This window comes from Actinocrinis sp. (assembly GCF_035650855.1).
In the GTDB taxonomy this organism is placed as follows: Bacteria; Actinomycetota; Actinomycetes; order Streptomycetales; family Catenulisporaceae; genus Actinocrinis.
The window spans coordinates 1-23302 of sequence record NZ_DASRGV010000140.1 but is presented as its reverse complement, the minus strand read 5'-3'; the positions used below and the strand labels follow the sequence as shown (position 1 = coordinate 23302).

The window sequence follows — 23302 nt, the reverse complement described above, 5'->3', positions numbered from 1 at the left end:
TCCGGCCCCGGCGTAGCGGGTGCCGACCACGATGTCGGAGTCGTGCCGCAGCGCGGCCGCGACCAGCCCCGCGGCGGCCTGCGGCGGATGCTGCAGGTCACCGTCCATGACCAGCACCCAGTCCCCGGTGGCGTATCGCGCTCCCGCGATCACCGCGCCGGACAACCCGCCACGGCGCTGCCCGAGCGGCCGGGTCAGCAGTTTGACGGCCACCGGGCAGTCGGGCGCGGACCGCGCTATCGCGCCGGCCGTCTCGTCGTCGCTGTCGTCCACGATGAGAATCTCGGCCCGCAGCCCGTCCAGCGCTCCACCGAGGCCGCCGAGCAGGGCGTCGATGTTGTCCTCCTCGTTACGTACCGGAATCACGACCGTTACCTGAAGGTCCTGATCCGGTACGACGGCGTTGACCGGAAGCGGTTGCGCGACATCCGGAGCGAGCGGAGGGAACTGCAGCACGGCAGCAGAAGACGTCGGAAACACCTGGTACCCCCTATTACGGCATCGACTGAATGCGATTGCCGGGATACCGACGTCAGGTTCCCGAAACTAGACCTGGACGGGCACGCCAGGGGAAGAGACCGTTCACGTCACACCCGAATGCGGACGGCGCAGGCACGTCTCCGGCGCCGATCCGCCGCGAGGCGGCGGTCCTGATGATCCCGACGGTAGCAGAGAAGGACGGGTAGTGAACACGGAGTGAACGGATTGCTAGCGAAATTTATCGTTGCGCTCCGTGACGCCCCTTGGCGAGCTAACCTGAAAGCGTAAGAATCGTCACGCACCGTACAGTCAACGCCAGGGTGGGATGTATCAACGGTGGACTAAGGGGGGCAAGGTGTACGGAACCGAGCAATTCGACCCTGCAACCACAGGGGTGGACGAGATCGTCGCGGCTGCGCGAGCGGTGGCGTCCACCCTCGAGCAGTTGGCCAGGTCATTGGGAAGGGGCGCCCTGCCCGGCGCCGACGGACTTGACGGTTCGCCGGAACGCTGGGAGGCGCTGTGCGAGGAGAACCGGCAGCTTCGCGAGGCGCTCGACAGCCGCAGCGCGATCGAGCGGGCCAAGGGCATCCTGATGGGCAGGTTCGGCTACGACGAGCAGGAAGCCTTCGCGCTCCTGGTCACCACCGCCCGGCGCCGGCACCGCAAAGTGCGCATGATCGCGAGCGAGCTGCTGATGGGGGCGTGTTTCCCCGAGATCGAGCAGTCCGTCGTCGCCCAGGCGGTGTACCGGTCCGGCCCTGCCCCGACGGTCTCCGACATCCTCTGACGCGCGGATCGCATCCGCTGTCCACGCTCTGGCGGACAGCGAATGCCAGGCGCAGTTGTTGGCGTCGCGGCGGCGCGGCTGCCGACCTGCGCCCTAGGGCCGATAGTCCCTGCCGGCCAGGGACCAAAGGCCTGAGAACTATCCCGGAACGTAAAGCCTCAATCAACACTCTTCCGTACCTGCCGAAGTCGCGAACCGGCGCGGGCATCGTGTCGTGCCCGACGGTGCCGCATCCGAGCCGCACCCGCGAACGAGAGTTGAGGGATCACCCGTGCGTCGTCTTGCCGCACTCGCCGCCGCCACCGCGCTGGCCCTGCTGGTCGTCATCCTCGGCAAGGGCGAGGCCAAGCCCGCCGAGGCCGCCGCCGTGGTCCGCTCCGGCGACACCGTCACCGTGACCGGGCCGAAGATCGCGCTGACGCACGGCATCGTGCAGGTACGCGTCACCATCACCGGCGGGCGCATCACCGACGCCACGGCGCTGTCCCTCCCGCACGACAATCCGCACTCCTGGGCCGGCTCCAGCGGCGCCGCGGTCAAGCTGCGCGCCGAGGTGCTCGCGATGCAGACCGGGAAGATCCACATGATCTCCGGCGCCACCTACACCTCCGGCGGCTACATCCGCTCCCTGCAGGCCGCGCTCGACGCCGCCGGACACAACTGACCGGCACCGCAGAACACTGACGCGCGCCCCGGCTCTTGAGTACGATGGGCTGCGGACCTCCACCGCGAGCGAATGTCCATTCACTGATGGAGGGCGCAGCGTGCAATCCGCGGAGTTCGGCGACTTGACCGAGTCCGAGTCGCTGCTCTGGAAGGCGTTCGCGCGCGGCGCCTGGGTGGATCTGCGCTCCGGAGATCCCGAGATCGACGCGGTGGCGAACGTCGAGGGCTGGGCCCCGGAGCGCGCGATTCGCGCCGAGGTGATCCGGGCGCTGCTGCTGGGCGCCCAGGAGACGGAGCCGGGCCACTTTCCGGCCCTGCGCCTGCGCGGCGCCCGGGTGATCGGCCGCCTCGACCTGATGGGCGCAACGGTGCCCTACGCCTTCGTGTGCGAATACTGCGGCTTCGACGACGAAGTGCGACTGGTCGAAGCGAGCATGAAGACCGTGCGATTCGTGGACTGTGCGCTGCCTTATCTCAATGCCACGCGACTGAACGCTGAGGGCATCGTCAACCTCTACCGCTCAGCCGTGCGTGACGTGCTGCGCCTCGACGGAGCGCGCATCGTCGGCGAGTTGAGCCTGCGCGAGGCGGTGGTCGGATCCGGCGCCGACGAGTTCTGCCTGTCGGCCAACGGGCTCATCGCCTATGGCGACGTCGCTTGCACCGGCCTCGTGTGCCGTGGAGCCGGCCAGATGCACGGTCTGCGGACCGACGGTTCGCTGGACCTCACCGGCGCGCGCTTCGAACCGCGTTCCCCCGGCCTCGGCCTCGCCCTCGGAAACGCAACGGTGAGCGGGCGCCTCAAAGCCGAAGGCCTCGTGGTGGAAGGTGAGCTGCGGCTGCGGCACGCCAGGGTCGCCGGCAGCGTGAACTTGACCGGCGCGCGGCTGGACAATCCCGGGGGCAGCGCGTTAGGCGCCGGCGGGCTCACCGTCGAAGGCGGTCTGTGGTGCACCGGTCTGCGCGCCAACGGCGAGGTGCGGCTGCCGGGCGCGCGGCTGAGCGCGAACGTGGCGCTCGCCGACGCCGAGTTGACCAATCCCGGCGGTCTCGCCCTGAATCTGGACCATGCGACCCTGGGAGCGCTCGAAGCGCGTCGACTCACGGTCGCCGCCGGACAGGTCAGCCTTGTCAGCACCCAGATAGCAGCGACCCTCGACCTCCAGGACGCCACGCTGGACGGCGGATCAGCGGACGCGTCGGCGTTCGTGGCCGACACCGCGAGCATCGGCGGCACGGTCAAGCTGGACCGGGTCCGCGTCACCGGCGAGATGGACATGCGCACCTGCAAGATCGGCGGGCGCGTGCTGATGGTGTCCGCACACTTACACAACCCGCGCGCCGTCGCGCTGCGCTTCACCCGCACGGAGGTCGCCGCCGACGTGTTCTGCGACGGCATGACCGTGACCGGGCGGGTCCGCTTCACCGGCGCGCAGATCGGGCGCCGTCTCGAACTGCGCGGCGCTCGTCTATCCAACCCGGGCGACACCGCACTCGACGCGAGGGCGCTCACCGTGGCAGAACTCTCCCTGCGCCCGGCGGAACCGGTGCAGGGAACCGTGAATCTGAGCCATGCACGCATCGAACGCCTCATAGACGACCCGCGACTGTGGCCGGACCGCCTCAATCTCGACGGCCTGACGTACCGGGCGCTCGAACCGCGCCTTCCCGCGCGCGAACGGCTCGACTGGCTCGCGCGTTACCCACAGGAGTACCAATCCCAGCCGTACGAACAGCTGGCGGCGCACTACACGAGCACGGGGCAGTCCGCCGAGGCCAGCCACGTCCTCTACGCCCGCGAGCAGCGGCGGCGTAAGGCGAAACCGCGGATCGGGCGTATCGGAAGCCTGATACAGGAGATCACCGTCGGCTACGGGTACCGGCCCTGGCGGGCGGTCGCCTGGCTGGCCTTCCTCCTCGCGGCCGGCAGCATCGTGTACGCCGTCACTCCCCCGCCCGCGCTCCAGAGCGGCGCCGCACCGCACTTCATCCCGGCCATCTACACCCTCGACCTCCTCCTACCGGTCGTCGACCTCGGACAGAAGCACGCCTTCAACCCGTCCGGCTTCGGCCAGTGGTTCTCCTACGTTCTCATCGCCTGCGGATGGGTGCTGGCCACCACGATCGCCGCCGGCGTCGCCCGCGTCCTCAGCCGCCGTTAGCGCCAAAGGCGGCTTCGGGGCGGCGTGACGTCGAGCACGATGACGAGCGCAAGGCCGGCAGCGTGCGGCTTGCGCGCAAGGCGACCGTGCAGAATCCTGAGAAGCGTTCACCGACAAGGGAGGGACCTGTGGACAGAGAACCGAGCCGGCACCGCGCACGCCGCGTGGCGTCGATGACCCTGATCGCGGCGGCGATCTCCCTCGCCGCTGCGTCAATGGCCTCCGCGGCCGTCCACTCGAACGGCATCCAAGGCTCCGGCCGGGCTGTCGTCAGCCCCGATGGCATTCAGGGCACCGGCCATGCCGTCCACATCGACGGCATCCAGGGCACCGGCAAGTAATCGGATTCGCTGACTCCTGCGCACTGCGCATTCAGACACGCGTACACGACACAGCGCCCGCCGACGCGACCACGTCGGCGGGCGCTGCTGTTCATCAGCAGGCTGTCACAGGCGCGAACTCAGCCGATGCCGGTGGTCTGCAGCGCGGTGGTCCAGTTCGTGCGTATCGCGGAGCGCGCGGCGGCCAGGGTGATGCGCCCTGAGCAGACGGCGTTCTTCAGCTTGGTCTCGATGCCGTCCTTGGTGTACGAGGTCTCGGTGCCGTAGTGCGGCTCGGGCCACAGGTTCGCCGGATCGCGCGGAGAACCGCCCAGCTCCAACGGCACGAAGTGGTCCTCTTCGTAGTCGGACATGCTGGTGTCCGAGTATCCGTAGTCGATGATGCCCTGAGCTTTGAGGGAGTTGGTGTAGGAAGTGGGCGGCCGCACGGTCGCGGTCCAACCGGACACACAGATCGTGGAGTTGATGGTCGACTGGGTCACGTCCGGGTTGTACGAACCGGGGGTGCAGACCGGGTCGGGCAGCGGCAGGTATCCGGTGGAGCAGGTGCCGGCGTGGGCGGCGCCGGCGCCCGAGAAGATCAGGCCACTGACGCTTAGGGCGAGGGCGCAGCCGGTGGCCGTGGCGGTGCGGCTGACAAAGCGCATGCAGGTCTCCCGCGAGTCGGGCCCGGCGTGGGTTACCGGGTCTCGCGTTCATGACACTGCGGCGCAGCCCGAACAGATAGGCGATTCGGGTAAACTTTTGCCAGCATTCTGCGATCATCGCCAGCGCGAACGCGGCCGGCGCCCGAGGGTGTCCTTGGGTGCGCCGGAACGGTACTGCTACTGGTGGCATGCCGCGTACGCCTCACAAGTCGCCTGGTCACGGGAACCGTCCGCCCCCGTGCGACGGGCGGGTCCCGTGACGCAAGCGGATCTCAGATGCCTACATAGTCGAAGGTGGGCCGGCCGTTGGCGGTGGAGTCGGCGAAGGAGTCGTACATACCGGAGGGGATGTTGCTGCCCGACGGCACGGCTGTGATGTCGACGCCGGAGGTGGTGGCGCCGTCATCCGTCTGGCCGCCTGCGGAGACGGTGTTGCCGTTCATGGTGACTGAGACCACGTACACGCGGTTGTTGGTGCCGTGGTACGCGAGCCCGCCTCCTCCGCCCGGCTGGTTGTAAGAGAGCGTCAGGCCCACGTCGTCAGTGGACTTGTACTGGCAGAAGCACGTGTGGTGGGTGAGGTTGCTGGAGCCGGTGTACTGGCCGGCCCACAGGTTCTGACCGGAGCCGGTTCCCGGCCACGCGACGAAGATGTTCGCGCCGTCCGTGGTGAGCGCCGGTCCCGCGGTGGCGGTGTCGTTGAGCGTGACGGTGCCGCTCGTGGAGGTGGAGCAGAGGTTCGACGAGAGCTTCAGGATGTTGATGTGGCCGGCCGAGTCCAGGCCGGTCCAGGTCAAGTAGACCGTGGAGCCGATGGCGATCAGGTACGGCGAGTGGTGCGAGTACTGATTCAGCGCGATCTCGCAGGACAGCGTCTTGGTGCCGACGTAGTGGCCGAGGATCAGCCGGCCGTTGATGTCGGTCCAGGCCACCAGGATCTGGCTGCCCGAGTACCCCGGTACGCTCGCCGCGGTGACTGAGGGGCCGGTGTGTGCGTAGGTCTGCTCGCCGCTAAACGTATTGACGCTCGCCCAGCCGTTGAAGGCTCCTGACGAGTCGAAGGACAGGGCGCCGATGTTGAGGGTGTGGCCGGTGTCGGTGCCGGCCCAGCCCACGTACAGCGTGCCCCCGGCGTCGGCGATTCCCGGGCGGGCGTCCGTGGCCTCGCCGGCGGCGAAGGCCGAGGCCTTGGTCGAGGCGACGCCGATCAGCGCGAACGCGATCAAGAGCGCGGCCATCAGGGTGCTCATGGCGCTGCGGCCGCGGCGCGGTCCGGGGAGTGCGGGCGTGCGGATCATGTCTCTCTTTCCTCGTGCAGCGTGCTGCGGTTTCCCGGGATCAGCAGTTCCCGGTGGTCAGGCGGACGGCGTCGGCGGCGGTGTAGCTGGGGGCGCCGGCGGTGGTGGTCGGTCCGGTGTCGTCGAGGACGACGGTGAGCTTGCCGGAGGTGCCCGGGTTCAGCAGCCCGAGGTAGGTCCAGCCGGTGGTGGTGTTCTGGTTGACCAGGGCGCTGAAGGTCGCTGTGCTCGAGGTGCCCTGGAAGCCCTGGTAGTGCGCCGCGGTGTTGTTGGCGTAGTTGTCCGGGATGTACGCGCAGGCGTGGTAGGTGGTGTTGGCGCTCAGCCCGCTGGTGAACGTCCAGGTGGCCTTGGACACCGCGGTGGTGCCGTTGGTGTGGGTCCATTTCTCGTAGCCGAGGTCGCCGTGGCCGAAGCGGTTGTACCAGTCGTTGGTCAGCGAGAACTGCGTCAGCGGCGAGCCGGGGCCGGCGGTCAGCGCCGGGTAGGTCGCGCCCAGCACGGGGACCGGCGGCGGGTTGGCCGGCGAGCACGAGGTCTGTACGAAGGACATGGTGTCGGCGGCGACGTAGGCGTCCCCGCTGGCCAGGCTTCGGTCGGTCAGGATGACGGTCAGGTGTCCGGAGCCGTCGGCGCGGTAGACGCCCAGTCCGGCGAAGCCGTTGGTATATCCGTTCTCGTCGACACTGACGACCGGTGCGGAGCTACTCGCCGAGCCGATCGCGTACTGGGCCTGGTAGCTGTTGGAGTGGCCGTCGGGAACGTAGGCGTAGATCTCGTAGCACGCATTGGGCGCTACCGTCGCGCTCCAGGTGGCCGAGGAGCTCGGCGTCATGCCGTTGGTGAACGTGTAGTACGAGGTGCCGAGCTGTCCGCGACCCGGGTCGGAGGTCCAGCCGCTGGACAGTTGCGGGTTGCCGATGGTCTGCGAGGAGCGTACGGCGCCGCTGCACGAGGACTGCGGAAGGAAGCGCATCGCGTCCGCGGCGACCTGGCCGTTGCCGCTGCCCTGATCGGTCAACGTGACTGGCAGCGTCCCGTCGGAGCGGGCTTGGAAGACGCCCAGCTCCACGTAGGCGTTGGTCGCCGCGTTCTCGTCGACCGGCACGAGCGTGGTCCCGAACTTCTGATCCGTGACGGTATAGAGCGCCGCGGCGTTGTTGGACCAGTTGTCCGGCACGAAGGCGTCGACTTCATAACAGGACCCTGACGTGAGCGGCGGCGACCAGGTGGCGGTCGAGTCGGCGGAGCCCTTGTGCGTGTTGGTCCACCGCTCGTTGCCGATTTGTCCGTGCCCTGAGTCGAGGTACCAGCCGTCCACGGTGTTCTGGTAGTAGGACCCGGCGAGCGTGAAGCCGGAGCCGTTGCCGCCGCTGTCGGGGCCGTAGGTGTTGTGCGGGTAGTGGAACGTGGGCGACGGCGTCGGGTGCGGAGGATAGGTGACGTTCGAGGCGGGCTGGGCGAAGTGGATGTACCCGCTGGGCCACGGGACGTGGAAGGCGGGCAGGTTGAAGCTGGTGTCGTCGGCGCCGGCCCGGTTCATGTAGAGGGTGGAGTATTCGCCGTTGGCGCGCAGGTTGTAGTTCTCGATGGTCACCGAGCCGTCGAGGTAGACGTCGGTGACGAACCCGACGTGGCCGACCGGCATGGCGCTGCTGGCGGCCCACCAGGCGATCGCGCCGGGGGCCGGGTTGTCGTCCACGGTGATGCCCAGCGACCGCGCCTTGGCGCCCCAGTCCTTGGCGTCGCCCCAGTTGCTGCTCGGCGCCCCGGCTCCGGCGTAGCCGACCACGGGGCTGATCCCCTTGTCCGCCGGGCTGAATCCGGCGTTGGGGATGCTGGCTGAGGACGCGCGCGCGGTGCCGCCGAGCGTCTCATAGACCTTCCATGCGGCGAACGAGTCGCACTGGCCGTCGTACTCGTGCCAGGGGTCTGTCAGCGCTTGGCGGTCGTACTGTCCGAGGCCGTCGAACGGGTAGTCGTTGCCTGCCATGACCGCGTGGCCTATGGAGTACGTGGTCGGCGTCGAGGTGAGCAGCTGCGCTATCTCGGTCAGGGCCCGCGGCGTGGGCACGGCGGTGTTCGCGCCGAGGTTCATGTCGCCGAGCGGGTTGTTGGACGGCGTGCTGGTGCACGAGGCGGCGCACACGAACGCTTTGGTCGTGCCGCTGCCGTCGTCGTTGAGGTAGAAGGGGCCCGGCACGTAGACCCCGACCGCTCCGGAGCCCCATTCGTGCCCGTACTGGGTGGCGGAGTCGGCGGTGTAGGTGACCTCCGTGTTGAGCACCTGCTTGTCCACCATGCCGTACAGCACCTTGATATCGGCCTTCATGCCGAGCTGGCTGCTGGACTGGATGATCCCGTCGCCGCTGGTGTACGGATTCGTGCCGCTGCCGCCTTCGGTGCAGCTGGGGTGGACCAGGTTGCCGAGGTTCCCGATCGTGGTCGAGTCATTCCCGGCGGCCTGCGGATTACAGCTCTGCGATCCGCCGACCAGGCCCCAGAAGGTGCCAGCCTGTGCGCCCTGCGGGTCCTGATGCGCGTTCAGGTAGTTCATCAGGGAGCTGCCGACGGCCATGTCCTCGACCTCGGTCGAGTCCTGAAACACCCGGGCGTTGGTCAGGTACCTTCCGTCCAGCCCGCCGTGCGGAGTGGCCACAGTCACCACCCGGTCGACCCACAGCGGCGTGGGCGGGAAGGCGGCGCTCGACCCGGACTCGGCGATCGCGTCGCGCACGACCAGGCCGCCCATCGAGTGCGCCAGGATGCGCACCGGCAGCGATTTGGCGGTGAACGTGTCGTAGATGTACCAGGCCATGCGACAGGCGATGTGCCGGATCGGATCGCCGGTCGTTCCGGTGTCGTCGACGGTGACCGTCGTCGTCACGCCGCCGGTCTCGTCGACTGTGACAGTGTGCGTATGCGGGATGGAGACGCACTTGTCCGACGGGGAGTCGGAGCCGTCAGCGGTAGAGCCCACGTCCGGCGCGTCGGTCACCGCCCCGCCCTGCCCGTAGCTGGTCCCGACGCATCCGTAGTTTGACTCGCCGCTCTGCGAGACCTGGTTGGTCTCGTAGGTGTAGTAGCCGATGCTGCGCACGTCGCTGAAGCCACCGGTGGACGAGAGGAAGTTGCTCGCGCTCGCCAGCCCGTGCGGTCCCTGTGGAGGGTCCGTGGTGTCTGTGCTGAGTGTCGGCGTCCAGGCCGAGAAGCAGCTGTCGGTGTAGCCGTGGATCAGCAGCAGCGGCTCGCTGGACCCGCTCGCGGCCGGTTGCGCCGCCGAGAGCGCACCGGCCCCGGCGCGCGCGGAGGAGTGCGTCGAAGAGGCCGTCGACGAAGGCGACGCCGCCGTGGCGACGAGCACGGCGGCCGACCCCAGAACCACCGCGCGCCGAATCCATTCAAACGCCTGTCGCATGCTGATCCCCTCCGCGTGGCCGGACAGTTCCACAGGTGTACGCGTACTTACTCCGGTGCGTGAAGTGCTCGGTGCGACGGGGCGTGAACGGAGTCGTCCGAACGCGACCACCTGCGCGTTCGGCGAGCGTTCGGGATCTTGCGAACGTGGCAGAAACCTGAAACGGTATGCCGGTATGACGGTTTCTCCCGAGCCGGGGCCCCCGGCAAGCGCGGCGTCGGACACCCCCGCGGACACTGCGACCGGCACTCCCGCCGCGCGCTTCGCCGCGGCGCTGCGCGCTCTGCGCGCCCGCGCCGGATCGCCGAGCTTCCGGGAGATGGGGCGCGCGGTCAACTACGCGCCGAGCACGCTCTCGGACGCCGTCTCGGGCAAGCGGCTGCCGACCCGCGCCGTCGTGGAGGCCTTCGCCCGCGCTTGCGACGCCGATCCGCAGGAGTGGGGCGAGCGCTGGGCCCGCGCGGTCGGCGAGAACGCCGGCCTGCCCGCGGCCGGGGAGCAGCCCGAGACTGCGATCGATCCGCCGGCGGCCGAGTCTGAGCCCGAGCCTCAGCTCCGATCCCGGCGCGGCCGGACCGTCCTACGCGACGCCGCGCTCGTGGTGCTCACGGCGGCCATCGCGGCTACGGTGACCTGGTTCGCCTCGCCCCGAGGCTCCGCCTCCACCCCGGCGGCGGCCGCGGGCCCCACCGCGACCCCGTCAGCCTTCACCACTCCCGCCGACGGGCAGGACCCGGCCGCGGTCGGATGCGGCACGGACACCGTGGTTCTCGGCGAGAGCCAGGTCAAGATCGGCCCGGCCGCCTCCGGGACGCTGGAGCTGAAGTACTCGCCGCGCTGCCAGGCAGGCTGGGCCAGGTTCTACCTCAACCCCAACTCGACGCCGATGTTCGCCGAGGTCCGCGTGCAGGCCTCGGACGGCCGGGCCAGCGCCTTCGCCTACCTCGCTCAGGGCACCATGCCGGTGTACACCGACCTGCTGCACCCCGGCGACGGCTGCCTGAAGGCCTCGCTGATTGTGCACCCACCGAACCAGGATCCGATCACGGCCGCCACGCCCTGCCTCCAGGGCCGGTGACGAGAAGGCGCGCGACAGCGCAAGCGCCTAGGGCAACCGATCAGGATTCGAGAAGCCGTGCCGCGCGCCGGGACGTAGCGTGAAGTCAGCACAACCGCTGAAGACACGCGAGCCGCACCGGCGCCGCAGACACCATGATCGGGAGGACGCAATGTCATACACCGTAGACTTTGAGAACGTATCCACCGTCGGCCTGGAGTCATCCCCCGTCGCGAAGGCTCTCGCGGGCCTGCGCGCCAACGAGGCGCGCTACTACCGGAACAAGTACGGTCACGTCTTCACCGTCAGCCCCGCCGACGAGGAGCCAGAAGCACTCGATCGGGTGAACGACATCCTGGCCAAGGAGCGCGACATCGTCATCTCCTCCCGCCCGCTGGAGGTGACCTCCTTCGAGGTGGACGGCTACAAGATGACCTACGTCTTCTACGAGTCCGGCCTGTCCATCAACGTGATGTACGGCATCGAGGACGGAGCGAAGCGCGCGGTGGGGCTCAAGCTCTCGGAGGGCATGGAAGTGCCCGAAGAACTCGCCTCGAAGTTCAAGTTCGCGCGCCAGAACTCGAAGCTGGCCGGCGTGATCCGCGGCTCGTTCTTCGTGATCAAAGGCGAGTACTGAGCCCGCGCTCAGGCGGTCGAACGCAGCCTCGCCAGCGCCTCCGCCAGCAGGATCTCCGCCTCGGCCTCGCTGCGCCGCTCCCGCACGTACTGCAGGTGGGTCTTGTACGGCGCGACCGGAGCCTGCACCGGAGGGTTGTCCTGATCCCGGCCCGCGGGCAGGCCGCAGATCGAGCACTCCCAGACCTCCGGCACCTCCGCCGTGTCCGCGAAACGCAGCTGCGTCACATGGCCGACTTCGCACCAGTAGGTCACCGCGACGCGGGCGGCCGCGTTACCGCGCTCGCTCTCGCCCATCGGGCCGGAACCGACCCTGCTTCCGCGTACACCGCTACTTCGGGCCACAGCCGCGATCTCCTGTCACCGGGAACCGTCGAACACTGAACCTGCGCCGAACCGATCCGCATGATCACGCCGGTCCAGCCCCGAAACCCGGCCGCTTCGACCCGCACCGCCGAAACCGCCGACCCGAGCACTGACAGCGGCCGATCTCCCGGCCATCCGCAGCAGCCTACGCCCTCCGCGCGGTCGGCTGTCGAATGCGTTGGCGCCCGACGGCCGCCAACGCGGCTCTAGAAGATCCACAACATGCCGCTGACCAGCGTCGTTTCCTCGGCTGCGGCTCACGGTTTAGGCGTGACGGCTACTTGCGCTTGGTTTCCAAGAAGGTAGGCGACCGCGTCGCGGGCCGTGTAGTGACCGGATCGGCGGCCAGCGCGGCGGCGAGATCCACGGACGCGACGATCGCGTCCAGCCTGGGCCGGCGCAGCACCGGCGGAGACGGGCCGAACAGGTCGCGCGGATCGAAGCGGGCGGCGAATTCCCCGTCCTGCGCGGTGGCGCCCTGCACGCGCACCGAGAGCGAAGCCGGCTCACCAGCGGCCAGCCGATCCAGCAGCCGGGGCAGCTCGGCCGGGTCGCCCGCGCCGACCAGCACGTGGTCCACACCCGCGAGCAGCGCGCCGTAGCAGGCGAACGGCAGCGGCATCTCGATCTTGCGCAGGTAGTTGATGCTGCTGGCTCAGCTCGGCTACCCGAGCGAGTTATCCGCGGTGGCCAGCCGGCTGGAGCGCATTCCGGATTCAGCGGCCCGCCGCTGCGGCCTCGGCCGCGTGCCGGTGGACGCTGCCGAACAATGGGCGTCCCAGCGCGGCCTTCACGTGGTCGTGGTCCGCTCGAATGTCATGCGCAGCGAATCCCACCCGTTCTACGAGAAAATCGGGTACCAGCGAACCGCCACGTCGCACCTGTACCGCAAGAACGTCTAGGGCATCTCCGACCGTCGCTGGTAGTGTGCGATTGCGGCAGCGCTCCTGCCGGGCGGAGGTCGAATTGTGAGCCATTCGGTAGCGCTCGATGCTTTGCTCAAAAAGGGGCCGTTCTGCGCCGCTCTGCGAGAGGCCATCCGCGTCCGGGGCCTGACCCTGGACCGGATTCAGGCCAAGCTCGCCGAGGCCGGGACTCCGGTCAGCCTCGCGGCGCTCAGCCATTGGCAGTCCGGGCGCAGCCAGCCGGAGCGCGAGGCCTCGATCGCCGCGCTCGGCGCCCTCGAGCGGATCCTCGACCTCCAGCCCGCGGCGCTCACCGCGCTGCTCGAACCGCCCCGGCCGCGGGGGCGCAGGAACACCTCCGCGGTGCACGCCATCACCGAGATCTACCACGACCGAAGCGCGGTCATCGAGGCGCTGCGCGACATGGACCCGGTCTGGAGCGGGGACGTCGTGCGGGTCTCCATGCACGATCGCGTCTCGGTCGGCGCCGACCGCCTCATCCACCGCCAATGGAATCGGCTGCTGCTGCGGGCGACGGTCGACGGCCCCGATCGGCTGCTCGCGCTGTACAACGCGGAATGCGGAGAGAACACGCTCACGATCACGCCGATGCGCGGCTGCTCGCTCGGCCAGGTCGTCTCGGTGCACAGCTCCGGGCTGGTCGCGGCGGAACTCTTGTTCGGGCATCCGTTGCGCGCCGGAGAGTTCCACGTCATGGAGCACCGGCTCGACATCGCGGAGCCGTTCATCAGCGACGTGGAGTCCACGCGGCGCTTCCCGGAGCCGCTGCGCGAATACGTACTCGAAGTCGAATTCGCCGAGTCGAGCAGACCGGCGCGGTGCGTGCAGATCGCGTCTTCGGCCGTTGACTCGGACGACTACACCGAGCGCGTCATGAGCCTCGACGAGTTCGGGCGCGCCACCGCGGTGGCCCTGGACGTCGGCCCGGGCCAGTTCGGGATCCGGTGGGCCTGGACGGACTGAGCGCGGCGCGGCGCGCGCCGTTGGCCGGGTTTTTACATTTAGCATTTTGTTGATCCGCGTATGCCCTGCGGCTACTTTGGGGCTACGCGCTGAGGTCCGCGAAGGTCTTCCCGGACGACCGCCCCGCATGCCAAGAGCCTTATTCGGCATGCCCGCGACCAGCCGCACCCACCCCGCAGCACAACCGCCACAGCGCGATGCGTCGAGCGCGCTCTTTCCGGCTGCCCTGAAACGGCGTAGTCGACGCACGCACCACCGTGCAAACGCCGCGCGGAGCCGGTCCCTGCTCGAAACCCGAGATCCACCGGCCCGCTCGATCCCACCCGAAAGGACAACGATGTCCGAACGAAGCGCACGACGAATAGCCACGGCCACCGCCGTGCTCGCCGGCCTCGCGACGGTCACCCTGCCCGCGGTCAGCGCCGCCGCCTCGGCGAACCCGGGCTCCTCCGGCCGGACCGATCCGGTCGTGGCCTACTTCCAGTCGCATCCCGGCGTGATGCCCACCGCGCCGGAGCAGGCCCACATCAAGGCGTGGAAGAAGGCCCACCCGGACGCCTCGACCACCGCCGCCGCCACGACAGTCGGCGCGAACACCCTGGCCTATCAGGGCGGCACCAACGGCGAAGGGGTCATGAGCGGCGCCAAGACCAAGGTGTACGTGGTCTTCTACGGCACGCAGTGGGGCACGCAGAGCACTGACGGCAACGGCGACGCCAAGTTCACCGGCGATCTGGACGGCGCCGCCTCCGCCGCGCAGGAGATGTTCAAGGGCATCGGCACGAACAACGAGCTGTGGTCGGCCGACCTGACCCAGTGGTGTGACGGCTCGACCGTCTCGGCCGGCGCGTACAGCTGCCCGAGCACCACCCCGGCCTCGGCGTTCGTGCCCTACCAGAGCGGCGGCGTGCTGGCCGGCGCGTGGTACGACAACTCCGCGGCCTCCCCGAGCACTGCGACCGAGCACCAGCTGGCGCAGGAGGCCATCAACGCCGCGGCGCACTTCGGCAACACCACTGCCGCGAGCAACCGCAACGCCTACTACGTGATCCTCTCCCCGCACGGCACCGACCCGGACAACTACCAGAGCCTCACGTCCGGATACTGCGCCTGGCACATGTGGACCGGTTACCCGGGCATGACCGGAGGACCGCTCAACTCGCCCTACGGCCCCATCGCATTCAGCAACCAGCCGTACAACATGGACTTCTACTCCGGCACGCAAAGCGCGTGCGGCGTGGGCTTCGTGAACGGCGCCTCGGGGACGCTGGACGGCTACACGATGACCATCGGGCACGAGTGGCACGAGATGATGTCGGACACCCTCATCACCGGTTGGAACAACCCGGGCACCAACGGCGGGACCAACGGCTACGAGAACTCCGACGAGTGCGCGTGGATCGCCCCCGGCAGCACCGGAGGCGCCGCCGACATCACCTTCGCCACCGGAACCTTCGCCGAGCAGGCGTCCTGGTCCAACGACACCAACAACTGCGCGATCTCGCACCCGATCGTCAACCACGGCAGTCAAGGCAACACCGTGACGGTGAGCAACCCGGGCAGCCAGTCCGGCACCGTCGGCACGGCGGCCAGCCTGCAGATCACCGCCACCGACTCGGCCTCCGGGCAAACGCTGACCTACTCGGCTTCGGGCCTGCCGGCCGGCCTGTCGATCAACTCCGCGACCGGCCTGATCTCAGGCACCCCGACCGCCGCGGGCACCTCGAACGTGACCGTCACCGCGACGGACACGACCAAGGCCTCAGGCTCGGCGAGCTTTACGTGGTCGGTGGCGGCATCCGGCACCGGCTGCACCGCGGCCAACTTGATCGTCAACGGCGGTTTCGAGAACGGCACTACGCCGTGGACGGGCACCACCGGCTCGATCGTCCCGTCGAGCAATTACGGCCTGCAAGCGCACTCGGGCAACTACGTGTCCTGGCTCGACGGCTACGGCTTCCCGGCCACCGACACCATCGCCCAGAGCGTGAACATCCCGTCGACGTGCAAGACCGCCGCGTTCTCGTTCTGGCGGCACATCTCCACCGGCGAGCTGGCGCTGGGCGCGGCCGACACCCTGTCGGTGCAGGTCCTCAACTCCTCCGGCACCGTCCTGGCCACGCTGCACAGCTTTAGCAACCTGGACGCCGACAACAAGTGGGACCAGGCCGCGTTCTCGCTGAACCAGTTCATCGGCCAGCACGTCACGCTGAAGTTCACCGGCACCGAGACCGACGCGTACTACGGCACCACCGACTTCGTCCTCGACGACGCTGCGCTCAACGTCTCATGACCTGACGCACAAGGCGCACAAGACGCAGGAAATGCGCAAGCGGTGACGCGGTGTCCGGGCAAGCCAGGCCTGGACACCGCGCCTCGCTGCGACGCATTCGCCGACGACTCACCCCGGTCGCCGCTTGCGTCTCCCGCCAAAAGGCGTACTGTATCGATACAGAGGGACTGGATCGATACAGAAGGGCGGGATGGCCGTGAAACCGACACTGCAGACCGTCGCCGACGCCCTCGGCATCTCGCGCAGCACCGTCTCGAACGCATACAGCCGGCCTGACCAGCTCTCGCCCCGGCTGCGCGAGAAGATCCTGGAGACCGCGCGGCAGCTGGGCTACTCCGGGCCGAATCCGGCGGCGCGGTCGCTGCGCAGCGGGCGGGTCGGCGCGATCGGCGTGGTCTTCAGCGACACGCTCTCCTACGCCTTCACCGATCCGTACGCCGTGCAGTTCCTGCGAGGGCTCGCGCAGACCGCCGAGCTTCACGACACCGGGCTGCTGCTCATGCCGGTCTCGAAGGACGGCGAGGCGGCGGCCACCGTGGTGAACAACGCGGTGGTCGACGGCTTCTGCATCTACTGCCTGACGGACTGGCACCCGTCCCTTCAGGCGATCCGGGCGCGCGGCCTGCCGATCGTCAGCGCCGAGCGACGCGACCAGGACGACCCTGACGCGCGCTTCGTCGGGATCGACGAAGCCGCGGCGACGCTTGCGGCCGGGCGGCACGTCACCGGGCTCGGCCACCGCCGCGTCGCGCTGATCGCGGACTGGATCATTCCAGAACGCGAGACCAGGCCCGTGACGGTGGCCGACCCCGAGAAGCTGCCCTACTACGTCACCCGGGAACGCCTCCTGGGATACCGCGACGCGCTGGCCGAGGTGGGAGTCGGCTGGCCGCAGATCCAGACGGTCAACGCGGCGCAGAACAGCCGGGCGGCCGGCGCGGAAGCGGCCGGGCACGCGCTGGACCGCGCGCCGAGGCCGACGGCGATCCTGGCCGTCACCGACATCCTGGCACTCGGCGTCCTCGACGCGCTCAAGGCCCGGGGACTGCGGCCGGGCAAGGACGTGTCCGTCATCGGGTTCGACGACATCCCCGAGGCCACCTCCTCGCGCCTGACCACGATCGCGCAGCCCGCGCTGGAGAAGGGCCGGCTCACCGGGACCCTGCTGCTCGATCCGCCCGCCGACCCGGCCGAGCGCCGGATCCTGCTGCCGACCCGGCTGCGGGTCCGCGCGTCCACCGGGCCCGCCCCCGACCAGTGAAAAGTGATGAAGAGAGAAGGAGAGGCAAATGGACCCCATGGGCTTCATCCTCGCGACACACGCAGCACAGCGCGACTCGCACTCGGCCCGCCCCGACGCCCCGGTCATCGCCCCCAAGGCGAGGCGCCGACGCGCCCATGCGCCGCGCACCACCTCGGTACGCCGGGCCACCGCCGCGTCCCTGCGCAACCTCGCGGCGCGGATCGAGCCGCGCCGCGACGCTGAGACGTGCAGGCCGGCGACGCCCTAATCGTCCGCCGGGCCGTCCGCTGCGAAGGCCGTCGGCCCGGCCCTTGCGATGCATATCAATCTACTGATTGGCTGCTCAAGCGCCCGGCCGCCAGGTCGAGCCGCCGTTGGACCTTGATTTCCTTCAGGAAGCGTTCGTCGTGGCTCACCACGACGAAAGCACCCTGATATGCGTTCAGCGCGTTCTCCAACTGGGCGACGCTGACCAAGTCGAGGTTGTTCGTCGGTTCGTCCAGCAGGAGCAGATGCGGCGCCGGATCGGCGTACAGCACGCAAGCCAGCGTCGCGCGAAGCCGCTCGCCGCCGGACAGAACCCGCGCTGGCAGGTGGATGCGCGAGCCGCGGAAGAGGAACCGCGCCAGGACGTTGAGCCGCTGCGCGTCGGGAAGTGAGGGCGCGATCGCGGCGAAGTTCTCGGCGACGCTCTTGTCGTCATCGAGCAAGTCAAGCCGCTGCGACAGGTAGGCCACGCGCCCGTCGGCACGGCGGATCGTCCCGCTGTCGGGCGCCAAGTCGCCGTGGATCAGCCGCATCAGCGTGGACTTGCCCGCGCCGTTCCCGCCGGACAACGCGATGCGCTCCGGCCCGCGGACGGTCAAGTCGACCCCGTCGCCCGCGAACACCTCGGCGTCGCCGAAACGCTTGCGCAGGCCCTCCCCGACGAACAGGGTGCGCCCGGCCGGCCCGCGGGTGTCCGGCAGTTCGAGCGCAATGCTCTGATCCGAGCGCACGGCCTTGGCGGCCAAGTCAGCACGCTCCTTCGCCTCGCTCACGCGCGAGGCATGCATCGTCTGCGCGATGCCAGCGGCCTTCTGGGCGCTGCGCTTCATGTTGCCGGCGACGATCTTTGGCAGACCGGCGTTCTTGAGGTTCCTCGCCGCATTGCCGGCCCGGCGCTCCGCCCGCTCGCGAGCCTGTTGCATCTCCCGCTTCTCGCGCTTGAGCTCCTGCTCGGCGTTCCGCAGTCCGCGCTCGGCCGCCTGTCGTTCTACGTCGACAGCCTCCTGATAGGTGCTGAAGCCGCCGCCGTAGAACCGGATCTCGTCACCGTCGAGCTGCGCGGTGCGGTCCATCCGGTCCAGCAGCTCTCGGTCGTGGCTGACGACAAGAACGCAGCCGCGCCAACTGTCGAGCACGGCGTAGAGCTTGTGGCGCGCGGCGAGGTCGAGGTTGTTGGTCGGCTCGTCGAGCAGCAGCACGTCGGGGCGCCGCAACAGCTGTGCGGCGAGCCCGAGCGAGACCACTTGGCCCCCGCTCAGCGCGCCGAGCGGTTCTCGGAGCGAGACCTGGCCCAGCCCGAGCCGCTCCAACTGCGCCCGGACTCTGTCCTCAAGGTCCCAGTCCTCGCCGATGGCGGCGAAATGCCGCTCGTCGGTGTCGCCGGACTCGATCGCGTCCAGCGCCGCGACCACCGCCGCCACGCCGAGCACGTCGGCGACCGTACGGTCCGCGATCAGCGGCAGATCCTGGGGAAGATAGCCGAGCGTCCCCTCGATGGTGATCGAGCCTGCGGCCGGGGTGAGCTCGCCGCTGATCAGCCGCAGCAGCGTGGACTTGCCGGCGCCGTTCGGGGCGACCAGGCCGATCCGCTCCGCCTCGAGGCTGAAGCTGAGGTCCCGGAAGACCGGGGTGTCGTCCGGCCAGATGAATGAGAGGCCGGAGACGACGACGGGAGACGGTGACTGTGACATGAGAGTGCCCTTGCGCGGAATCCCGCGCGGCGATGGGCCGAGCGCGGGGTGACAGACGGGAGGACGAAGCGGCGCCGAGCTGCGGATCGTCGATCAGAACGCGCTCGGGACCCGGACATCTCAGCTGGAGATGTCGTCGTCACTCAGCATGTCGGACTCCTCAATCGGGGGCGCCCAGCACCGTAACACGGCTTCAGGCGATACCGTTACGGGTTTTTCCCGGCTGCCAGCCGGTCGATCAGCAGGCTGCTCATGGCGCGCACGCCGTGGCCGATCGCCCGCTCGTCGGCGGCGAAATCAGGGGTGTGCGGTGCGCCGTTCATTCCCGTCTGCGCGTCCGCGACGCCGAGATAGAACTGTGCGCCCGGAGCCTCGTTGAGGAACAGCGCGAAATCCTCGCAGTTGAAGGGCCAGGATGCCCGAGCCCACACGACGGACTCCGGTCCCAGCTCCGCGCTAAGAAACCGACCCGCTGCCGTGCTCAGCTCCGCTGAGTTGACCATTGCGGGGAACGGATCGCCGGGGAACTCGACGGTTCCGCCCGCAGCTGCCGCGAGTCGCTTGACCTGCGCGCGAAGCTCCGCATGCCGCTCCTGTGGCCAAACGCGCAGCAGCACATTGACGATGGGCTGCCCGTCGGGCGCCTGCTCAGTCCACTGAGCTACGCACACTGATTCCTGGATTGACGCGGCAAGCGCGGGTTCTAGCAACGCACGGAAGCGCGCGTTGTACTCCGCGATGCTCTGCGGGAACCCGACATTTCCCAGCTGCGCCATCTCGGCGGTCAGGGCGGCGACGGCCGCGTCGTCGCCGTCCGGCAGCACGATCCGGATGTGGTCGAGCCCGGGCAGGCCGTATCCCGGAGACACGCCAATGGTGCCGCAGGGGAACGGGCTGCAGTGCAGCGCATAGAACTCACGCGGCGCGAGCCGTTGCACCAGGCCGGTCTCCAGCATCGCGCGTGCCCCCTGCAGAGGCTCCTCGGCCGGCTGGAAGACGAACACGAGCCGGCCGCGTATGGGCTCAGAGCCCTGAGCCAGCGCCCGGGCGACGCCCACGCCGATCGCGGTGTGCAGGTCGTGCCCGCACAGGTGCGCGACCCCGGGCACGCGCGAGGCGAAGCCTCGTCGAAAACCCGGTCGGACAGCGGGAAAGGCAGCACGTTCGTTTCCGCGTCGACGGCGTCCATGTCCGCCCGGTACGCGACCGTCGGACCGTCCGCGGAACCGTCGAGCACCGCGAGCACTCCGTGCCCGCCGACCCCCGTCGTCACCGCGAGCCCGGCCGCACGCAGCTGCTCGGCGACAAGCCCGGCCGTCTCGCGCTCCGCCCCGGCGAGCTCGGGGCGGCGGTGAATCTCCCGCCGCAGCTCGATCAGTTCCTCGTCGAGATTCGTCACGGGCGAATCTTGCGCACAACCTCCGCTTCGACGCACCGGGTTTTATCGGGGTGTTTGTAATTCACTCGCGCCGCCCGGAGCCGGATGGCACGATCACGTTCCGTGACGTCTCAGAGACCGCTGTCAGGATGCGTAATCGTCTCGGGGATGCCGGGCGCCGGCAAGTCGACGGTCAAACGCCTTGCGGCACGCCAGTTCCCGCGCGCCGCGCAGGTCAAGGCGGACGACGTGAACGAGATGATCCTCAGTGGCCGCGTCTGGGCGCTCGGCCAGCCCGCCGACGAGGCGGCCCGCCAGCAGGCGCTGTGCGAGCGGAACCTGACCTCGTTGGCGAACAACTTCATCGACTGCGATTTCATGGTGCTGATGGACGAGCTGGTCAGAGACCGGGCAGAACTCGACCGGCTGCTGCAGCTGACAGCGCCGCGCCCGGTCGCGCTGGTGACGCTCGCCCCGAGCATCGACGTGTGCGAACATCGCAACGCGACGCGCGACCCCGATGAATCCTGGCAGTTCGACGGCTACGTCGAGCTTGAGGCGACGCTGCAGCGCGAGCTGGGTGACGCCGGGTGGTGGTTCGACACCTCGGCCCTCGGCCCGGAGCAGACGGCCGCGCGGATCGTGCGCGACGCCTGGACCCGAGGCCTGATCAGGAGTTGAGTGCCACCGGCCCTAGGGGCGCTATCGCTTCCTCGCAGCCAGCAGCGCGAAAGAGAGCAACTCGCCGCCGTCGACGGTGAGCACGTCGATCCGGGCAAGGTACTCGGCCAGCTTCTCCGGCCGGTATTCCGCGCAGGCCCGCTCCCAAGCCAGCCAGTCCTGCCAGCCGTGCTCCTGAAGGCGTGCGCAGGTCACGTCCACCAGCTTCGTGATCTCCCACTGGAAACGCCACCACTCGGGCGTGTGCCACGCCATCGCCTCCCACCCGAACAGCTTCTCGATGTGCTCCGGGATCGCGCCGAGCTCGCGCACCTCCCGGCTCATCGCCGGCGTGGCCATCCCCACCTGCCCTCCGGGCCGCAGGAATCGCAGCAGGTAGGGCAGGTAGGAGTCCGCGGTCCCGAAGTATTCGAACGCGTCGATGCTCACGATCGCGTCGAAGTACTCCTTCCCGAACGGCAGGGCGTGCGCCTCGGCCCGCACCGCGGTGACCCGGTCGGCGACGCCCGCCTCGGCGAACACGGCTGCAGCCTCCTCGGGTGCGATCCACCAGTCCGCGGCCACCACCTGCGCCCCGTACTCACTGGCCAGGAACACTGAGGTGGCGCCCTTCCCGGAACCGAGATCGAGCACCCGCATCCCCGGCTTCAGCTCCAGGTCGCGGGCCAGGTCCTCCAGCATCCACAACGGGTTCGGCCCCATGTCCAGCCCGAGCAGCCATGCCGGGTCGTATTTGGACGCGAGCGGATACCGCTCTGGGCACACGAGGTCCTCTATCGCAGTCATAGATGACAGACCCAAGTGGACCGCGAACGGTCCCGCAACCGATTTACCAGGTCTCTTGAGGAGGATGCGCTCGGTGCACGGACTCAGTTCTTTGATTCAGCCTCGGCGAGCAGCTGACTGACCCAGGTCGTGAAGTGGACCGAGTACGAGACGTCCGGGCTGTCCCCGCCGGTTTCGTAGCCGCCGATGACACCGTCGACCGCGCCCAGGCCGGTCTTAGAGTTCACGTCCGTGAGGAATGGCGATCCACTGGTGCCGCCCGGATATCCGTCGCAGTCCCACTGGAGCTGCGTGGATGAGAACTCTGATGTGTAGTTCGTGCAGGTGATCGGCTCGTTGCTGTCCGAGGGGTAGCCGATGACGGTGGTCAGGGCGGTGTACGACCGGTCAACCGCGAGCGTGTCCGCGCCCACGACGCTCTGGATCGGCGTGCTCGACCCGCTTTTGTGCACCACGATGAACGCCACGTCGTAGTCGGGATCGCGGTCGGAGATCCATTGCTGGGCGACGTAGACCGCTGAGACGTCCCAGACCCCGTACGGCATGCTGCCGTCGTTGTAGTCGGGGACGAACGCCAAGCCCGTCTTGGCCCCCGAACTGGAGTACACGCAGTGCGCCGCGGTCACGACGATGTCGCCCTGTGGGCTGGACACCACGCTCCCGGTGCAATGGTGCGACGTCAGCGACCCGTTCGAGGTGCCGAAGAGTGTGCCTACCTGCGCGGTGCCGGAGAAGGCCTCGCCCTTGAGGGGGTTCGACACGCTCATTGAGGTTGAGGTTGAGGTTGAGCTTGAACTCGGGCTGGGGCTCGAACTGGGGCTGAGGCTGGATGACACAGTTGCGGTTGCGGTCGGGGTCGAGGGCGAGGCCGCCGACACCGAACTCGAGCTCACCAGCTTGAGCCGGCCGCCGACTTTCGCGTAGGTGGTGGCGCCGACGCCGGCCGTGAGCAGCAACGCGGCGCATCCGACCGCGGCGACGCGGCGGTGGGAGCTCCATCGTGGCTTGCGAACGTGCAGCATCCACGCAACGTACGAATGCTCCGCTAAGCGGATCTGATGCGAGTCTCAGAGTCAGATGAGATTCGCTACAGGTCCCATTCGATCTGGGCTCGGCCGTTCACCGGTACCTCACTCACTCCTTCACCGCGCCCTCGGTGCCGCGCATGATGTGCCGCTGGAAGAAGAAGAACACCAGCGCCACCGGGATCGTC

At 68.9% G+C, this 23302-nt stretch carries 23 protein-coding genes; 13 read left to right on the top strand and 10 right to left on the bottom strand.

The features are described 5' to 3' along the window. Positions 1–456, bottom strand: a 456-nt coding sequence (locus tag VFB40_RS11030; RefSeq protein ID WP_324849598.1) for a glycosyltransferase, incomplete at its 3' end; no start/stop codon positions are given. A gap of 418 nt (positions 457–874) precedes the next feature. Between VFB40_RS11030 and VFB40_RS11025 the strand changes: the two genes are divergently transcribed. The 4 genes from VFB40_RS11025 to VFB40_RS11010 all read left to right on the top strand — a co-directional run bounded on the left by VFB40_RS11025 (position 875) and on the right by VFB40_RS11010 (position 4439). After that, positions 875–1270, top strand: coding sequence for an ANTAR domain-containing response regulator (locus VFB40_RS11025; protein ID WP_324849597.1), 396 nt, complete (start codon positions 875–877; stop codon positions 1268–1270). A 271-nt stretch (positions 1271–1541) separates the two neighbouring features. Then, the gene (locus VFB40_RS11020) at positions 1542–1934 is read left to right on the top strand and encodes an FMN-binding protein (RefSeq protein ID WP_324849595.1); all 393 of its coding nucleotides are present in this window, start codon (positions 1542–1544) and stop codon (positions 1932–1934) included. Between the two features lie 100 nt (positions 1935–2034). Further along, a complete protein-coding gene (locus VFB40_RS11015) occupies positions 2035–4098 on the top strand; it encodes a hypothetical protein (protein ID WP_324849593.1) in 2064 nt (687 codons plus the stop codon). A gap of 128 nt (positions 4099–4226) precedes the next feature. Continuing rightward, the gene (locus tag VFB40_RS11010) at positions 4227–4439 is read left to right on the top strand and encodes a hypothetical protein (protein WP_324849591.1); all 213 of its coding nucleotides are present in this window, start codon (positions 4227–4229) and stop codon (positions 4437–4439) included. A 119-nt stretch (positions 4440–4558) separates the two neighbouring features. On the opposite strand, the gene VFB40_RS11005 is transcribed toward VFB40_RS11010, so the two are convergent. The 3 genes from VFB40_RS11005 to VFB40_RS10995 form a co-directional block, all read right to left on the bottom strand. Next, positions 4559–5086 (bottom strand): hypothetical protein, encoded by a 528-nt coding sequence (locus VFB40_RS11005; RefSeq protein ID WP_324849589.1) that lies wholly within the window; start codon positions 5084–5086, stop codon positions 4559–4561. Between the two features lie 272 nt (positions 5087–5358). Beyond that, a complete protein-coding gene (locus VFB40_RS11000) occupies positions 5359–6384 on the bottom strand; it encodes a hypothetical protein (protein ID WP_324849587.1) in 1026 nt (341 codons plus the stop codon). A gap of 40 nt (positions 6385–6424) precedes the next feature. Continuing rightward, on the bottom strand, positions 6425–9769 hold the full coding sequence (locus VFB40_RS10995) for a golvesin C-terminal-like domain-containing protein (protein ID WP_324849585.1): 3345 nt from the start codon (positions 9767–9769) through the stop codon (positions 6425–6427). Between the two features lie 208 nt (positions 9770–9977). Between VFB40_RS10995 and VFB40_RS10990 the strand changes: the two genes are divergently transcribed. Together VFB40_RS10990 and VFB40_RS10985 are read left to right on the top strand one after the other, a co-directional pair. Continuing rightward, on the top strand, positions 9978–10880 hold the full coding sequence (locus tag VFB40_RS10990) for a helix-turn-helix domain-containing protein (protein ID WP_324849583.1): 903 nt from the start codon (positions 9978–9980) through the stop codon (positions 10878–10880). Positions 10881–11031: 151 nt separating this feature from the next. After that, on the top strand, positions 11032–11496 hold the full coding sequence (locus VFB40_RS10985) for a DUF8821 family protein (protein ID WP_324849581.1): 465 nt from the start codon (positions 11032–11034) through the stop codon (positions 11494–11496). A gap of 8 nt (positions 11497–11504) precedes the next feature. On the opposite strand, the gene VFB40_RS10980 is transcribed toward VFB40_RS10985, so the two are convergent. Both VFB40_RS10980 and VFB40_RS10975 read right to left on the bottom strand, forming a co-directional pair. Next, the gene (locus VFB40_RS10980) at positions 11505–11840 is read right to left on the bottom strand and encodes an RNA polymerase-binding protein RbpA (RefSeq protein ID WP_324849579.1); all 336 of its coding nucleotides are present in this window, start codon (positions 11838–11840) and stop codon (positions 11505–11507) included. Positions 11841–12138: 298 nt separating this feature from the next. Beyond that, positions 12139–12483, bottom strand: a complete 345-nt coding sequence (locus tag VFB40_RS10975; RefSeq protein WP_324849577.1) for a hypothetical protein — start codon at positions 12481–12483, stop codon at positions 12139–12141. Between the two features lie 22 nt (positions 12484–12505). On the opposite strand from VFB40_RS10975, the gene VFB40_RS10970 reads away from it, so the two are divergent. From VFB40_RS10970 to VFB40_RS10950, 5 genes are all read left to right on the top strand, one after another. After that, positions 12506–12763: a GNAT family N-acetyltransferase gene (locus VFB40_RS10970; RefSeq protein WP_324849575.1), complete on the top strand. Its 258-nt coding sequence runs from the start codon at positions 12506–12508 to the stop codon at positions 12761–12763. A gap of 66 nt (positions 12764–12829) precedes the next feature. After that, positions 12830–13750, top strand: coding sequence for a hypothetical protein (locus VFB40_RS10965; protein WP_324849572.1), 921 nt, complete (start codon positions 12830–12832; stop codon positions 13748–13750). Positions 13751–14087: 337 nt separating this feature from the next. Further along, on the top strand, positions 14088–16043 hold the full coding sequence (locus VFB40_RS10960; protein ID WP_324849570.1) for a putative Ig domain-containing protein: 1956 nt from the start codon (positions 14088–14090) through the stop codon (positions 16041–16043). A gap of 190 nt (positions 16044–16233) precedes the next feature. Beyond that, positions 16234–17304: a LacI family DNA-binding transcriptional regulator gene (locus tag VFB40_RS10955; RefSeq protein ID WP_324849568.1), complete on the top strand. Its 1071-nt coding sequence runs from the start codon at positions 16234–16236 to the stop codon at positions 17302–17304. A gap of 28 nt (positions 17305–17332) precedes the next feature. Beyond that, a complete protein-coding gene (locus VFB40_RS10950) occupies positions 17333–17554 on the top strand; it encodes a hypothetical protein (RefSeq protein ID WP_324849566.1) in 222 nt (73 codons plus the stop codon). Positions 17555–17609: 55 nt separating this feature from the next. On the opposite strand, the gene VFB40_RS10945 is transcribed toward VFB40_RS10950, so the two are convergent. Both VFB40_RS10945 and VFB40_RS10940 read right to left on the bottom strand, forming a co-directional pair. Further along, positions 17610–19244: an ABC-F family ATP-binding cassette domain-containing protein gene (locus tag VFB40_RS10945; RefSeq protein WP_324849564.1), complete on the bottom strand. Its 1635-nt coding sequence runs from the start codon at positions 19242–19244 to the stop codon at positions 17610–17612. 206 nt (positions 19245–19450) lie between these two features. After that, positions 19451–20353: a M20/M25/M40 family metallo-hydrolase gene (locus VFB40_RS10940; RefSeq protein WP_349261436.1), complete on the bottom strand. Its 903-nt coding sequence runs from the start codon at positions 20351–20353 to the stop codon at positions 19451–19453. 392 nt (positions 20354–20745) lie between these two features. On the opposite strand from VFB40_RS10940, the gene VFB40_RS10935 reads away from it, so the two are divergent. Then, the gene (locus VFB40_RS10935) at positions 20746–21303 is read left to right on the top strand and encodes an AAA family ATPase (RefSeq protein ID WP_324849560.1); all 558 of its coding nucleotides are present in this window, start codon (positions 20746–20748) and stop codon (positions 21301–21303) included. Between the two features lie 21 nt (positions 21304–21324). Here the strand turns inward: VFB40_RS10935 and VFB40_RS10930 are convergent, their stop codons facing one another. Together VFB40_RS10930 and VFB40_RS10925 are read right to left on the bottom strand one after the other, a co-directional pair. Further along, positions 21325–22089, bottom strand: coding sequence for an SAM-dependent methyltransferase (locus tag VFB40_RS10930; protein WP_324849558.1), 765 nt, complete (start codon positions 22087–22089; stop codon positions 21325–21327). Positions 22090–22172: 83 nt separating this feature from the next. Next, positions 22173–22850 (bottom strand): trypsin-like serine peptidase, encoded by a 678-nt coding sequence (locus VFB40_RS10925; protein WP_324849556.1) that lies wholly within the window; start codon positions 22848–22850, stop codon positions 22173–22175. On the opposite strand from VFB40_RS10925, the gene VFB40_RS10920 reads away from it, so the two are divergent. Beyond that, complete coding sequence (locus VFB40_RS10920; protein WP_324849554.1) at positions 22834–23013, top strand: hypothetical protein; 180 nt, start codon at positions 22834–22836, stop codon at positions 23011–23013. The two genes, VFB40_RS10925 and VFB40_RS10920, sit on opposite strands and share 17 nt — an antisense overlap. Positions 23014–23302 lie beyond the last annotated feature (289 nt).

Coding starts and splice junctions, on each gene's coding strand:
- VFB40_RS10955 (WP_324849568.1), top strand. CDS start 16,234: ATGGCCGTGAAACCGACACTGCAGACCGTCGCCGACGCCCTCGGCATC.
- VFB40_RS10985 (WP_324849581.1), top strand. CDS start 11,032: ATGTCATACACCGTAGACTTTGAGAACGTATCCACCGTCGGCCTGGAG.
- VFB40_RS11000 (WP_324849587.1), bottom strand. CDS start 6,384: ATGATCCGCACGCCCGCACTCCCCGGACCGCGCCGCGGCCGCAGCGCC.
- VFB40_RS10975 (WP_324849577.1), bottom strand. CDS start 12,483: ATGCCGCTGCCGTTCGCCTGCTACGGCGCGCTGCTCGCGGGTGTGGAC.
- VFB40_RS10970 (WP_324849575.1), top strand. CDS start 12,506: ATGCTGCTGGCTCAGCTCGGCTACCCGAGCGAGTTATCCGCGGTGGCC.
- VFB40_RS10990 (WP_324849583.1), top strand. CDS start 9,978: ATGACGGTTTCTCCCGAGCCGGGGCCCCCGGCAAGCGCGGCGTCGGAC.
- VFB40_RS10945 (WP_324849564.1), bottom strand. CDS start 19,244: ATGTCACAGTCACCGTCTCCCGTCGTCGTCTCCGGCCTCTCATTCATC.
- VFB40_RS10960 (WP_324849570.1), top strand. CDS start 14,088: ATGTCCGAACGAAGCGCACGACGAATAGCCACGGCCACCGCCGTGCTC.
- VFB40_RS10950 (WP_324849566.1), top strand. CDS start 17,333: ATGGACCCCATGGGCTTCATCCTCGCGACACACGCAGCACAGCGCGAC.
- VFB40_RS11005 (WP_324849589.1), bottom strand. CDS start 5,086: ATGCGCTTTGTCAGCCGCACCGCCACGGCCACCGGCTGCGCCCTCGCC.
- VFB40_RS10930 (WP_324849558.1), bottom strand. CDS start 22,089: ATGACTGCGATAGAGGACCTCGTGTGCCCAGAGCGGTATCCGCTCGCG.